The following is a 14,572-nucleotide window of genomic DNA, read 5'->3' on the forward strand; positions in this document are numbered from 1 at the left end:
TATGTGAGTACGTTCCGGCATCAATAGCTTACCCGGTCGGCACGCAGTGCCTTGAACTGCACAAACGTCAGCAAGGCCAGCAGAACCAGGAAGATCATCGAACCCGCAGAAGCGAGGCCAAATGAATAGCTGCCAAAGGCGGTATGATAAATATACGTCGTCAAAATTTCAGTCGCGTAGTTCGGACCTCCGTCCGTCATGGTGAAAATAAGATCGAATGCCTTGAACGATTGGATCGTTGTATAGGCAACGACAATGGTAGCCGAAGGGGCAAGCAGCGGCCAGGTCACCGTACGGAATACCTGCCATTTGCTGCCACCATCCATTCGCGCGGCCTCATACAGTTCAGCCGGAATGCCTTGCAGTCCTGCGATAAACACAATCATCATTTGCCCGGCATGAGCCCAGACCTGCACGGCTGCAATGGAGTAGATTGCAATTTTGGGATCACCGATCCAGTTGCGTGCAAGACTCTCCATACCTACCCCGTTTAACCCATAGTTGATCAATCCAATGGATGGATCATACATGAAAGCCCAGATCAGTCCAACCGATACGGAGGACAAAATGGCCGGGAGAAAATACAGGGCGCGAAGCACAATCCGCGTTTTGGTATTTCGGACGAGCAGTAAGGCCAACACCAGTGAAATAAAGGTTTGGGCAATAACCACCGTGAGCATGAATTCAACGTTATTGCCAAAGGCCTTGCGAAAGACGATGCTGCTGAGACTGTCCTTATAATTATCCAGCCCTACAAACGCATACGACGGGGATACCCCGTCCCAATCCGTAAAGGAGTAGAACAGCCCCGTCAATGTAGGAAAAACGAACAGTCCCACGTACAGCAGCAACCCGGGTAACAGAAACAGGGATAGCTGAATACGATTCTTCATGACTTATTTCCCGATATGCTGATCGATAATTGCTTGTGCCTGCTGTGCGGCTTCTTCTGGGGAAGTCCCGCTAAGCACGGCCTGAATGGAGTTGGTGACTGCCTTCTGATTATCTCCGTTCAGAATAGTGAACCGTGGCTGGAACACGGTCTTCTTGTTTGCCCACTCCCCTGCAACCTGGAGTTCGGCGGAATCATACTTCACGTCATTTACCGTTACGTTCTGACCCGTCTGGTTGGCATAAGCTCCAGCCACTTCGGGTTTGCTCAGAAACTCGATAAATTTCTTCGCCTCTTCCGGATGCTTGGACTTGCTGTTTACCGCAAGCATAAACGTCGTGGTATGAACCCCTTCATACTTTGCCTGATCTGCGTTTACTGTTATAGGTGCAAGCAGCTTTTGCTCCAAATTCGGATTTTGCAGCTTGTTCTGAGCGAGCTGATAGGAACCACTTGCAAGCATGGCTGCCTTCTCCTGAATGAACAGTGCTCCTGCCGCCGGGTCCTTGGTACCCAGTGCATCCTGCTGGAAATAGCCTTTATCGTTCAGCTCCTTAATCTGCGTGAGTGTTTTCACCCAGAACTCATCTGTCAGTTTCGCCTCTCCTGCTTCCACTTTGGTAAAAATGTCGTCACTTGGTGCGTTATTCATCACCATGGTGTTCATGAACTGCCCTGGACCAATGTCCGCTCCGGCAAAGGCAATCGGGATAATTCCATTGTCTTTCAGTGTCTGGCAGAGCGCCAGGAAACTGTCCCAGTCCTTCGGCGGTGTCAGACCGTATTTTTCAAACAGCTTCACATTATAAATGGGATCGTTGTATACGAGCTGATACGGAATCGCATATTGCTTGCCATCCAGCTGGCCTGCCTCGATCAGCTTGGAGTTATAGGCAGAGAGAAAAGATGATCCAGTCAGGTCCGTGAACAATCCGGCTTTGGTAAAAGCATTGAACTGTGCACCCGGGAAGGAGGCAAATACATCCCCCACTGAGCCATCACTGATTTTGGATTGAACTGTGGATTGATACTGGTCTGAAGGGAGCGTCTGCATCTCCACATGAATGTTCGGATTTTCCTTTTCGAAAGCATCAATGGTCTTGTTCAGCGCTTCAGCATCTTCACCGCGCCAGTGCATAAAGCTGATGGTGACTTTGCCTGAACCGGAGGAGCCGTTCTCGCCTGCTGCAGAGTTATCCCCGCCCCCACAAGCGGACAGCAGCAAGGACATAACCAGCATACTGACCAGGGGAAGGATGAATTTTTTATTTTTTCTCATGAAAGACGACCTCCTGAGTAATGTTGAATTAGGTAATATTTGTTGATTATTAGATGATAGTTGAATTAATTGCTGCTAAGCTGATGCTTCACATTTCTCGTACTCCACTTGCTGCGAATGATCGGCATTACTTTCTCGCCAAATATTTCGGCTTCCTCCAGATGCGGATAGCCTGACAATATGAATGTGGTCACGCCGAGATCCGCGTATTCCATCAGACGCTCTGCTACTTGTTCCGCCGTGCCCACAATGAGGATTGCCCCGCCTGAACGAACAACGGACAAACCGGTCCACAAGTTGGGCCCTACCACGAACTGCTGTTTCTCGGACAATTCACGGAGCTCATTCTGTCTGCGCTGGTTGGTGGCGTCTGTCTCAGCAAAAGCCGCTTTTGCTTTCTCGATGGCTTCAGGTGGAACTTTGCTAATGATCTCCCACGCTGCTGCCCAAGCTTCTTCTTCGGTATCTCGAATGAGCACCTGTGCCCGCATCCCGTAACGCAGCTGGCGATCCTGTCCTGTTTCCTGTTTCACCTGTTCGCGGATCACTTCAATTTCCTCAATTTGCTCCTGAATCCAGTCGTGCGGTTCACCCCACATAAGGAACGTATCGGCATGCTCTACAGCCACTCGTTTGGCAATAGGTGAACTTCCACCCAGATAAAATGGCGGGTAAGGCTTCTGTACTGTTTCCGGCATGCCTACCGGGCCTTTAAAGCTGTAATATTGACCATTAAATTCCTGATTCTCATTACTGGATGCTTCCGCATTCGATTTGGAACCACTGCCAGCAAACTCGGTCAGATTGAGTCCGGTCGACTGTGTCCACGAACGCTTCATCACTTCCATATACTCGCTCGCCCGTACATAACGTTCGTCATGGGCATGTGCCAGCGGATCTCCCAGTTCCTCCAGATCTCGGACCGAGCTGCCCGTCACGACATTAATCATGGCACGTCCGCCAGAGAGCTGATCGAGTGCAGCTCCCATCCGTGCGGCGAGCACTGGTGTAACCAGGCCTGGCCGAATGGCCACGAGAGGACGAAGTGTTTGCGTATGACTCATCACTGCTGAACCGACGACCCAAGCATCCAGACATGCCCCACCGGTCGGGATCAATACGAATTCAAATCCTGCCGTTTCGGCCGTTTGTGCTACCTGTATCAAATAATCCAGACTCGGTTCCCGTTCCGGGGCAACCCCAACATATTTTCCGTCTCCAGCCGTTGGCAAAAACCATCCGAATTTCAGTTCTTCGTGTTCGCTCATACAAGTCATTCCTCTCTGTTGATAAATTGGACTACTGAATTGTTACTCTCCCACTACGGTTACAGAAAACCTTTCGATCACTCTTATCCCCAGATTTCTTTGGAATTCCCTTTCCAAGGGAAAATCCGGTGATAAACGCGCACGCTTCGCTTCTCCAGCCCTTTTCTGTCCCCTCCGTTATCGTTTCATTCTTACATTTATAAAACACAAAACCGATTAATTAACTTGGTTTAATAGGTATGGACATCATATCAATTGGTTTGTCTGTGATCAATGTCATTTTACGACATCTTAATTTTGTCATTTTGTGGTCTTCTTACAGGAATAAGTCATCCTGTTCTTGAATATGTACAAAACCCACCTGTATAATAGGGTATATGAAGAACTCGCAGATATTGAAATCAAACTTATGTTAAAGAGGTGTTCCTGATGACGGAGAGCATGAAGGAGGACCACCACGAGTTTTTGGATATTATTTTTTTTACTCCGTCCGAATTCGAGAAAGCTGGTGGAGCCTGGCCCATACGAATTGGACGCAATATCGCCAAGAACAATTATCATATCGGTCCTCGTACAACACCTTATCATTACCTGCTGTTTGTCCTCGAGGGAGAGGGTACATTTATACAGAACGGCCAACAGTATCCCCTCAGAGCCCGGGATGCATTCTGTCTGTTTCCGCATGTGACCCATGAGTATTGGACAGATCCCAAGGAGCCGCTCCAGAAGATCTTTATCGCTTTCGATGGTACCCATGCAACCGAACTTCTCTCACGGGTTGGACTTACGCGAGATGCTCCTCACCGTTCAGGTATACTGACTCCGGAGACGGCAAGTGGAATGCGTGCTTTTATGGAGGAAGTTCGCAGACCTCAGGGGGGAGCAAGTGACCTGGGACGCCTCACCCGGTTTCTCGGTCTGTTTGATCGCGTTTCCCGTTCCTCTGCCGCCAAGGGACTGCAGCCGGATGCGGCTATCCCCTGGCTGCAAAAAGGGAAGGAATACATGGATATCCATTTTGCCGGAGGAATCACGGTAGAAGGCGTGTCTGCTCATGCAGGGGTGGACCGAACCCATTTTGCCAAACAATTTCGCAAAGCGTACGGGTTGTCTCCGGTGCAATACATCCAGCAGCTCAAAATGGACCAGGCCAAGCGCCTGCTCGTGCAGACTCCTTTGACCTTGACGGAAGTAGCTCATTCGGTCGGTTATCCGGATTTATTTTCCTTCTCCAAAGCGTTCAAAAAACAGGTTGGTCTGCCGCCCAATCGGTACCGGACAAGCGAAAACCGCAAAAGCTGATTGCCAGGTTCAGCTCGGCAAAAAGCGAATGGCATAAGAAAAAGGCAAGTCTCCATTAATAAACTGTACCCTATAAGATAGACACTTTAAAAAAGGTCATCTTGTAGGGTCTTTTTTGTGTACAATGAATAAAAAACGAGCGGTGGTCAAGCAAATGTCAAAAAAACACTTTACAACGCAAGAGCAAGATCAGTTGAGAAGAAATCCTTATGTGAAAAATGTTAGCGCTAAAGCCATTACGTATACGGATGCGTTCAAAGAACGATTTATTCAAGAACACAGTCAAGGGATGCTTCCCAGTGAGATCTTTCAGGAAGCAGGATTTCCCATTGACGTTTTGGGTGCAACCCGGATTCGAAAGGCTTCCAATCGATGGCGTACGGCATTTCAGGAACAAGGATCTGCTGGATTAACGGATGGTAGAAAACACGCCTCAGGACGTTCTCTGACCCGTGGATTAAGTCTTGAAGAAAAATATGCCCGTTTGGAAGCGAAAATGAAATGGCTTGAAGCGGAGAATGAATTCTTAAAAAAGCTCGATCAACTCGAAAGGCAGATGAGAAGAAAAAAATCCAACTCAGTACACGACAAAAATTTAAACTGATTCAAGAGATGTTGCATACCTACTCTTTCCAACGCAAGGTGCATGTTCTTTGTGCTATTGCTGGCGTTTCACGTTCAGGCTATTACCACTATTGTAGTGAAGATGCCAGATTACATCGTCAAAAGCAGGAACAGAACGATCAGAAGATGAAAGCGATCATCCTGAAAGCCTACCATTACCGTAGGAGGAACAAAGGCGCCCGTCAAATCAAAATGACGCTCGCACTTCAATATGGCGTCATATATAATCTCAAGCGAATCCGTCGGATCATGCACAAGTACAACATCGTTTGTACGATTCGAAAAGTAAATCCCGCACGGCGTATGGCTAAAGCGACCCAAGAGCATCGAACCTGTCCTAACACGTTAAAGCGAGCCTTTAAGCCAGGGATTGCAGGCAAGGTTCTCCTAACCGACATCACGTACTTAACTTATGGGACAAGCAAACGAGCCTATCTATCAACGATTAAAGACGCTGAAACGAATGAAATATTAGCCTATAAAGTCTCAGCTTATCTTGGATTGAACATTGCGACGGAGACGTTAAAACAACTCAGAAAACATCGTCATCTTACTCCAGATGCGTTGATTCATTCGGATCAAGGATTTCACTATACAAACCCCAAGTTCCAGAAACTTGTGAAACAAATGGGGTTAAAACAATCCATGTCACGACGAGGAAACTGTTGGGATAACGCTCCACAAGAATCCTTCTTTGGGCATTTTAAAGATGAAACGAATTTCAAAACATGTATGACCCTGGAGGAGGTTAAGCAAGAAGTGAAAAGCTACATGATCTATTACAATCATTATCGAGGTCAATGGAACTTAAACAAGCTGCCGCCTGCACGATACAGACAGCAGCTTGAAGTAGCCTAACCTTTTTTAATTTGTCCTTTACAAGGGGTACAGTTTATAACCGGAAACTTGCCTTTTTGCTGCCCTGCTTTTTCATGCTGTCCGTTACTTCTCCTCATCACTTTTGCGAGCCAGGGGAAGTCCGTTTTCCTTTGCGTACCACGCTTCATAATGATGCACAGCGACTCCAGCAAAGGAGGAATGAGGTCCCGCGAGGTCAAACACCTTGGCGATCTCTTCATCCATATTACTTATCGATTTCCGGAAAAAGGTCAGATGCTCGCCCTCATGTGTATCGGCCAGCTCCGCTCCGATCCATACGTCCTTGTGCAGCTCATCCGCTTCATCCAGCTCTTCCTTCGACAGGTCGTACATCTGCTGACCGCTATCCCGATAAGCCATGATTGCAACGGCATCAAACTGGGAAATGACCCACCTGCTTAACGTTCCTTCGCCTTCGGATGCCTGACGGGCATCCAGCCAGAATGGTATGGCTGCACTCATATAGAGTCCAGCATCTTTACCAGCTTTCGTCCAGGTCTTCATATTCTCGCTCCACTCTGCAATGACGCTGTCCTGCTCATCCTCCCAGCGCTGCAGTTGGTAGGGCTCCACATCTAACTGAATGCCTTCAAAACGCTCATTTTTGGCCGAAGCGGCATTGTACGCACGAATGCGCTCGATGAAAGCGAGTCCCTCTTCCTGTTTGTCCCTGTAGGCCCAGTCTGCATGACCATTCAGGGCATGTACCTGGATCTCTGCCTGCCGGGCAGACGCAATGAATTTGCGATACGTCTCATCCGATACCTCATCCTGCATCTGCAGGAAAATGACATCAACACCCTGCTCCTTGGAGAAGGAGATGATATCCGGGGTCTGTTCTGCGATGATGGAAGCATCCCACAGCCATGTCGCTTTTTTCTCCTCTGCCGAAAACCATTTGAACAGCCAGGGCAGCAGCAGCAAACAAAAGGTCAGCGCGAGCAGTACCCATTTTGTCCTCACCGACATCCTGCCCCAGCGAATCATGTGGTTTCTCAGACGAGCAACGCTTCACTTGGTTCCAGCACAGGATGCTGAACCGAGTGTCCAATTTTGTAGATGTGCGGCTGTGTGTAAGTCCGGAACGCATTGCGTGTATCCAGAATTGGCACACCCAAATCGGCAATATCGCTGTATGGCAGATCTCTGTGGTTGGTAATCAGCACGATGCAGTCATATTTTTTGAACTGCTCCAGGTTGAATGCTTCGCTGTACACCGTATCGTCATGCTTGTCACGGAAGGAATCGGCATATGGATCGAAGTAGCTGACATTTGCTCCGCTTTCCTTAAACAGTTCATATACTTCGAGTCCCGGTGACTCACGCAGGTCTGCAATATTCGGCTTGTACGACATGCCGAGCAGCAGGATGTTGGAGTTCCGAACAGATTTTGCGTATTCGTTCAGAATCGTTGATGTTTTGTTCAGAACATAGTACGGCATGTTGTCATTGGTCGATTGTGCCAGCTCGATAAATTTGCTGTAGAAGCGGAACCCTTTCGCTTTCCAGGACAGATACATTGGGTCAAGCGGAATGCAGTGACCACCGATGCCTGGGCCTGGGTAGAACGGCATGAATCCGAAAGGCTTCGTCGCCGCTGCATCAATGACTTCCCAGATGTCGATGCCCATACGGTCACACATCATCGCCATTTCATTGACAAACGCAATGTTTACGCTGCGGAACGTATTTTCCAGCAGTTTGGACATCTCCGCCACTTTTGGTGAAGATACCGGTACAACCGTTTGTACATACTTGCTGTACAGCGCCGTTCCGAGTTTCAGGCAAGCTTCCGTTGTCCCGCCGATCACTTTCGGCGTATTGTACGTGGTGAAACGTCCGTTGGACGGATCCACCCGTTCAGGCGAGAAGCAGAGGAAATAATCCTTGCCGGCTTCATGGCCGATTTTGTCCAGCTTTTGCTGAATCAGCTCTTCCGTTGTACCCGGGTAGGTTGTGCTCTCCAGTGTAATCAGCATGCCCGGTTTCATGTGCAGCTTGATCTGATCCACCACAGTCTCGATGTAGGAAGTATCCGGATCCTGATTCTCACTGAGCGGTGTTGGCACGCAAATGCTCAATGCATCAATGACGCGCAGCATGCTGTAATCCGTTGTAGGCTGGAAACGGCCTGTTTGCATCACTTTTTTCAATTCCTCGGACGAGATATCGTGAATATAGGAATCCCCATTATAGATACTGTCGACCTTGGATGCATCCAAGTCGATACCGATTACCGTAAAGCCTTGATTCACCATTTCCACGGCTAGCGGAAGTCCTACGTATCCGAGCCCGACCACGCCAAGCACCGCTTCTTTGTTTTCAATGGCATTCAGTAATGTATGGAATTGTTGATTCTCCATGATTTTCCCTCCAGGTTAATGTATTTGTTGTTTTCCGTAAATCCGTTCGGTTGATCATCTTATTAGTGCAGACAGCGACGAATACGTGCATCCAGCTCCACAGGGGAGAAAGGTTTCGTCATATAATCGTCCACACCGCTGCGGAAGCATTGGCTGATCGTCTGTTCAACACGCTGCTCGGTCAGCACAACGATCTTTGGCGGCTGCTCGACCTCCAGGTTCTGTATATGGTGAATGAACGGCAGGCCGTCAATCCCATACAGATTCAGTTCGGTCAGCACCAGGTCAGGTGACACCTTCTCAATCAATTCAAGTGCAGCCAGTCCATCTACTGCTTCATACGTCTCATAGCCTTGCATTTTCAGACGCAGCTGCAAAAACTCACGAACCGTCGGATCGTTATCCACGATCAAAATTCTGCCTGGCTCGTCCGCCGTCTTGTCCAGTGTATAGATATGAATCTCCGACGGGTCAACCAGCTTCGCGGATTCAGCCATATGTTGAATCGTCGCCTGAGAAGGACGCTCACTATCCTTGAAGCTCGCAAGTGTAATCTGCGGCTCGGATCCAGGGACCGTCTCCTGCAGCTCATGCTTGATTCGAAGCCCTTCATAGTGAACTTCGTTCAGCGTCAAACCAGGCAGCAGGACCGCTAGTGTCTGAGTTGCCCCATCCTTCCACAGCTGGAAGGCAAACTCGCTCGTTTGCTCCAGATAATTCCGGACCTGCTGCTCAGGCTGGGCCTGTACGCCTCCACAATGGATGAACATTAAGCCGCATGTTCCGGCACCCGTATCCTTCAATCCCTGTTCTACACTTCGGTACACATTAACGGCAGCTTCACGCTGCAATGTTGCCGTATTAGGCATGTTCTTTTCCACCCTTCTCCATTGGTTATCTATTCTGTTGCTGTTGTATTGCCATTCGTCCCATTCGATCTTGCCCAATGACCTGCACATCTCGGTGCAGTTACGAATCAGGCAGCTTCACTTCCCTTTTGTTCCTCAGACCAGCTCTGACGTGTCATGGTTCCCCATGAATTGTTGTTTTGCAGGAACTGAATGTGTCCCTGCAATCTCCACAGAACGCCAAGCTGGTGATAGCCCACAAATTTCAGAGCTGAGTAAACCAGCATTTTGACCAGGTCAGACAGCTTGTTGTATCTCCGGAACGCAATTTCTTCCAGAATCAATGCCCCTACGCTCAGCAGATATCCGCTCACGAAGTTCAGCAATCCGAACAGAACAAGAATCGGCCACTGCGTCATATCGAGCAGCACATAACCAGCAAGAGCGATCAGACCGGTAATCCGGAAATAAGGGTTGAGCGCTTCAAAAATGACGTTGTACGGCATGGTCAGCATGCCCATCACCTTATATTTTGGATTGAACAGCATGCCGCGGTTCTCCAGCATGTTCTTCAGATTACCGCGTCCCCAGCGCTTGCGCTGACTGGACAAGATGCGGTAGGAATCCGGTGCCTGTGTCCAGCAAACGGCTTCAGGACAGAAGGCTACGCGGTATTTCAATTTGTTTTCCAGCATATAGCGATGAAGCTTGATGATAATGTTCATGTCTTCCCCTGGATAACCATCCCGGTACCCGCCAACGGCTATAACAGCATCCTTGCGGAACATGCCGAAGGCACCCGACACGATGATCAGTCCATTCATGTGGCTCCAGCCAATCCGTCCGCCCAGAAAGGCTTTGAGATACTCAATGGATTGGAACATCGGCCACATTTTGCGCGGCAGGGAGACATCCTGTACAGCTCCGTTTTCGATTTTGCATCCATTCGCTATGCGAACATCTCCGCCAATCGCCACGGTCTCTTCGGGATTCTCCATATACATGCGAGCCATGCGAATCAGAGCATCCTTTTCCAGCAAAGAGTCAGCATCAATGGAAGAAATCAGCGGATAGTGGGACAGGTTAATTCCCGCATTCAGCGAGTCTGCCTTTCCGCCATTTTCCTTATCGATCACGTACAGATCCGGGAATTCCGGATTATGGTATATCCCGCGAATGGTTTGACAAGGAATTTTGCCGCGCATCTTGGTATCTGTTACGGGTTTCAGACGAAATTCCTTCAGCAGCACGTTCAAAGTACTGTCACTGGAACCGTCATTCACCACGATGACTTCGTACGTCGGGTAATTCAGCGTCATCAGACAGTTCACATTTTCAATAATCGTCAATTCTTCATTGTAAGCAGGTACCAGCAGGGATACGGAAGGCACCAGCTCCGATCCTGACAATGTGTTGTATTTGGAATAATGGGACCGTCTGAAAATGGTCCAGATGTTACGGAATGATAGCGCCAGAATTGAAAAATACAGCGCATTTACAGCAACGACATAGTAGATGGCTACCATGCCATAAATCAATAACAAATCCCTAAGCAGTGTAATCCCCTCCTACCGCAGCCACTCCGGTGCGTCTCTTCGTTGTTCGGTTACCCGGTACAGGGGCAAAATATTGGTCATAAAGCAGTCTTCTCTTGTTATGCACAATCATCTGATCTACCGCTTTGTGATCGGCTCCGGATTGCTTCATCGTGCTCTCAATTTGCTGCATGGCAATCTCACGCTCAACACCGGTACCTTGTACCGCCGCCTGACACAACGCTTCGAATCCGGGTTCGCCCAGCATGCTCAAGCTCTCGGCACTGTTATAGCGCACTCGCCAGTCTTCATCACGCAGCGCTTTGCGCAGCAGTGGAATGCTGCCTGCCGCATGCTTCGAACCAAGCGCCTGAACAACCTCTGCTCGCACTTCCGGGTCAGCATCCTTCATCAGCTTCAGAATCGTCTCATCCTGAAGTGCCGGACTTGCGCTTAGGTACAGCTTCACCGCTTCCGCCCGTACATCCTGATGCTCTGCACCGACCAACCGGTCGAGAGCCGGCATGACTTCCGGTACGGCTTGTCCCCACATGGCGACAAGTCCAACCTTCACAAAATCCGGATTGCGGTCTTCCAGCAGCTCAATCAGAAGTCTGCTCGTATCCAGACTGGTCTCAAGCAAAATGTCCGCGGCCAGATGATGAATCGACTTCCCTTTGGTCAATAACACTTCAAGCATGTCCTTCAATTCACCCTGACGGGTGGTGCTTCTCGCAATGGAACGTCCAATCACGAATGCCATCGGGCCAGGCTTCTCATCCTTGAGCAATTCCATTAAACCTGGAACGGCTTCGGGACAGCGCATGCCGCCCAACCGGTAAGCTGCATCGATCTGCCGACCATAACGCAGCCGGCCCAGTTCTTTCAGATCATGCTCTACGAATCCTGCCTCGCGGCAGAGTGCAATCAATTTCTCGCGGTACTCGCCTTTGAATTGATCAATCCACTCAATGAGCTTGCTCTGAATCACCTGTCGTTCAATCGGAGCCAGCTTGCCAGGAGGCAACCGCAGCGGACGACCTTCAGTCAGTGCCGTTTGCAGATACGTGAAGTAATCCCGCTGCTTTTGTTTGTAGAATTCAATTTTACAACGTTTGCCGTTATGGGACACTTTCATGGCAAACAGCAGGATCACACCCAGAGCGACGAGCGCTATACAGATGTATAAAAATAGATAGGCCAAAGCCAAACTCGAAAACATGTGAAAAGGTCCTCCTTTATACTCATTTAATTCATCTGATAACTAGGAATTTGTTCAAAGACTTTCTTCATTTCTTCGTAACTCAGCTTCAGTCGTTCACTGTATTTCACCTGTTCCCAAGGCTGCCAGCTATACACAGGCAGGGTTTTCAAATCCAGCGTGGTCTGATCACCTGCAGGCCAGGCTACGCTGCCCGTCGATCGGTCCATTAACCATGGAACCAGCGTTATGCCTTCGGTCTTCACCGTTTTAAACGCCCGTCCTTCCTGCAGAGGTCCATAATCGATCACTTGCAGTGAACTTGGATCACCAAACCCAAGCAGCATCCAGGGAATTCGCATCTCCACTTGATTGCCGTCATACTGCCAGGTCGTCAATGAATCCGTGTCAGATTGTCCGGGAGCTGTCGTTCCCCGCTTGAGGATACCCACCTTCTCATTCATAAACGGATGAGCAGACCGGGTATCCGGCGGCGTCATCCTCAGGCTGACTGCCAAATTCCATGGATGGAAGGGATCAGCTGCATTCCCTTGCTTGTCCGGCAGCATATCGTATCCTTCCTTGCCGTACAGACGCTGGTTAAAATCATAATCCTTGGCGATCTCTACCTGGGATTCATCATCCTGTCCCAGCGTGATGACCGTTTCGAGACCGTCACTTAGCGTTCGTTCCGGAAGCCGCTTGCCAGGCTGATTGCCACCTGCCAGTGTATCCGTGCCTATGCGGAGCACCGTTTTATCTGGATCAAACGGCTGGTCCAGCGTCATTCCAATGTACAGGTAGGCCTCGTCGTGGGTCAGCTTCATTTCCTGAATGCCGTCCACTTTTCCCTGCCATACCGTAACTTCTTCTTCGTTCAGTGCAGCCCAGTCATCCAGTTTCCCGTCGATGGTCAACTGCTCCTGCTTGCCCGGGTCCATGGCGAGCAGACCGAACATTTTTTCGTTGGTCAGCACGTTTAGCCAGTAGGCCCGCCGATCAGCAGGAATTTCGAAAGGCATCGTGTTCCAGGTTTTCTTGAACCATTCATCCTGCCACATGAACAGAATTGCTCCCGCATACCCTTCGTCATAGATATCCTGAGTCAGTGAAGCGTCGATGGCTCCTTGTTCAGCCTCGTTATGTCCACCCTGATCCCTTCCTCCCATTCCTAGATGAGAGATCCCTAGGGAAGAAGGTACACCGTACTCGGTAACCATAACAGGCATATCGGAATACTCGGCTTTAAGCTTGCGTAAATAGCTTTTGTACGTGTTGTACTCGCCGTTTGCATCCTTGATCGTTTGAAGGGTCTTGTCCGTGTGGAATAAATCCGGATAGTAGGGATACACATGGTATGCAGCAAAATATCCTCCCTGCCATTCCTCCGGCTGAATATGTCGGGCATCCACACTGACGAGGTCCTCCTCGTACAAGGGTTCACCTGGATGTTCCAGCACATCGGTTGTCACCCAATTGGTGAACGTCATCGGATGTTCCCATCCATACTTCTTCTCCAGAACGGCTGTGTAGTCCAGCAGCTCCGCTAACCAGTTCTCGAAAGGCGAAGCATCTGCTGTCCCGGAAAAATGAACGCCCTTGTACTGCGGAACATCGGGATGTTTTTCATTCGTGTTGTCTACCATCGTGGGATCCCACTCGGTGCCGACATGCCAGGCCATTAGATATTTACCAGCATTCTTCTTGTACTTGCCGCTGGAAGCTCCGGCCTTTTCGGGAATATCCGCATCCCCATATACCGCGGTTACCGCTTTTTCAATCTCCTGCTTGAACGTCTGTTCAATGTGATCAGCATAAGCGTCCTGCTTCTCAATCAACTCTTCTTCCGGCGACCATATACCCTGTATAAAATATAACGGCTGCTCCCGGCCACGGTTATAATCGACCAATGCCGAGTAAAAAATCGGTTCGTGGACCGTATAAACCCGTATGACATTGGCCCCCATCTCCTGAATCTGCTGGAACCACCTTAGGTAATCCTCTTCGGTCAGGGGAAATTCTCCCGGATAATATCCCGGCGAAGTTGCACCCAGGTTGACGCCCTTAACGAACATCTCCCTCCATGTTCCATCGGGCCCGTATTCCATGAACCGGTCTCCCTCGGTCTTGAATTTCATCTCCGTGCCATTCTCGGCTGTGTAGGTAACGAGCTGGGGCTGCATGTAGTGCCAGCCGGCCAATATTCCACCGGTCAGTACAACCGCACCCGTCAACATCGTTAACATCCAGCGCTTTCTTCTTCGTCTGCTCATGGCTCCTGATTGCTCACCTCTCTATTTTGCATCCTGCCTGTTTTGGTCTGAATCTGAAATTAAAGCTAACAGATATGCAGCCATTCATCTGCTTGGATGTCCGCTCCG

Annotated in this window: 11 protein-coding genes; 2 read left to right on the forward strand and 9 right to left on the reverse strand. The window is 49.4% G+C overall.

All coding sequences use genetic code 11. From position 1 onward, the window contains the following. Nucleotides 1–20: 20 nt before the first annotated feature. The 3 genes from F4V51_RS19680 to F4V51_RS19690 form a co-directional block, all read right to left on the reverse strand. Complete coding sequence (locus F4V51_RS19680; RefSeq protein ID WP_201281161.1) at nt 21–893, reverse strand: carbohydrate ABC transporter permease; 873 nt, start codon at nt 891–893, stop codon at nt 21–23. 3 nt (nt 894–896) lie between these two features. After that, nucleotides 897–2,171, reverse strand: coding sequence for an ABC transporter substrate-binding protein (locus F4V51_RS19685; RefSeq protein WP_153979327.1), 1,275 nt, complete (start codon nt 2,169–2,171; stop codon nt 897–899). Nucleotides 2,172–2,236: 65 nt separating this feature from the next. Further along, the gene (locus F4V51_RS19690; protein WP_153979328.1) at nt 2,237–3,439 is read right to left on the reverse strand and encodes an LLM class flavin-dependent oxidoreductase; all 1,203 of its coding nucleotides are present in this window, start codon (nt 3,437–3,439) and stop codon (nt 2,237–2,239) included. Between the two features lie 429 nt (nt 3,440–3,868). Between F4V51_RS19690 and F4V51_RS19695 the strand changes: the two genes are divergently transcribed. Together F4V51_RS19695 and F4V51_RS19700 are read left to right on the forward strand one after the other, a co-directional pair. Beyond that, nucleotides 3,869–4,741: a helix-turn-helix transcriptional regulator gene (locus F4V51_RS19695; protein WP_153979329.1), complete on the forward strand. Its 873-nt coding sequence runs from the start codon at nt 3,869–3,871 to the stop codon at nt 4,739–4,741. Between the two features lie 154 nt (nt 4,742–4,895). Further along, nucleotides 4,896–6,223, forward strand: a protein-coding gene (locus F4V51_RS19700) for an IS3 family transposase (protein WP_416226483.1) whose coding sequence is annotated in 2 segments (ribosomal slippage) — nt 4,896–5,265 and nt 5,265–6,223 — 1,329 coding nt in all. Because the reading frame shifts where the segments join, the coding sequence is not laid out codon by codon here. An 84-nt stretch (nt 6,224–6,307) separates the two neighbouring features. On the opposite strand, the gene F4V51_RS19705 is transcribed toward F4V51_RS19700, so the two are convergent. From F4V51_RS19705 to F4V51_RS19730, 6 genes are all read right to left on the reverse strand, one after another. Further along, nucleotides 6,308–7,213, reverse strand: a complete 906-nt coding sequence (locus F4V51_RS19705; protein ID WP_236146604.1) for a hypothetical protein — start codon at nt 7,211–7,213, stop codon at nt 6,308–6,310. 26 nt (nt 7,214–7,239) lie between these two features. Further along, on the reverse strand, nt 7,240–8,607 hold the full coding sequence (locus tag F4V51_RS19710) for a nucleotide sugar dehydrogenase (protein ID WP_127537886.1): 1,368 nt from the start codon (nt 8,605–8,607) through the stop codon (nt 7,240–7,242). 62 nt (nt 8,608–8,669) lie between these two features. Next, on the reverse strand, nt 8,670–9,476 hold the full coding sequence (locus F4V51_RS19715) for a response regulator (RefSeq protein ID WP_153979331.1): 807 nt from the start codon (nt 9,474–9,476) through the stop codon (nt 8,670–8,672). A gap of 107 nt (nt 9,477–9,583) precedes the next feature. Next, the gene (locus tag F4V51_RS19720; protein ID WP_193724197.1) at nt 9,584–10,981 is read right to left on the reverse strand and encodes a glycosyltransferase family 2 protein; all 1,398 of its coding nucleotides are present in this window, start codon (nt 10,979–10,981) and stop codon (nt 9,584–9,586) included. A 22-nt stretch (nt 10,982–11,003) separates the two neighbouring features. Further along, nucleotides 11,004–12,212 carry a HEAT repeat domain-containing protein gene (locus F4V51_RS19725; RefSeq protein WP_153979332.1) on the reverse strand — a complete coding sequence of 403 codons (1,209 nt, stop codon included), beginning with the start codon at nt 12,210–12,212 and terminating at the stop codon, nt 11,004–11,006. A 26-nt stretch (nt 12,213–12,238) separates the two neighbouring features. After that, the gene (locus F4V51_RS19730; protein WP_153979333.1) at nt 12,239–14,464 is read right to left on the reverse strand and encodes a hypothetical protein; all 2,226 of its coding nucleotides are present in this window, start codon (nt 14,462–14,464) and stop codon (nt 12,239–12,241) included. Between the last annotated feature and the right edge of the window lie 108 nt (nt 14,465–14,572).

This window comes from Paenibacillus xylanilyticus, assembly GCF_009664365.1.
Lineage (GTDB): Bacteria > Bacillota > Bacilli > Paenibacillales > Paenibacillaceae > Paenibacillus > Paenibacillus xylanilyticus_A.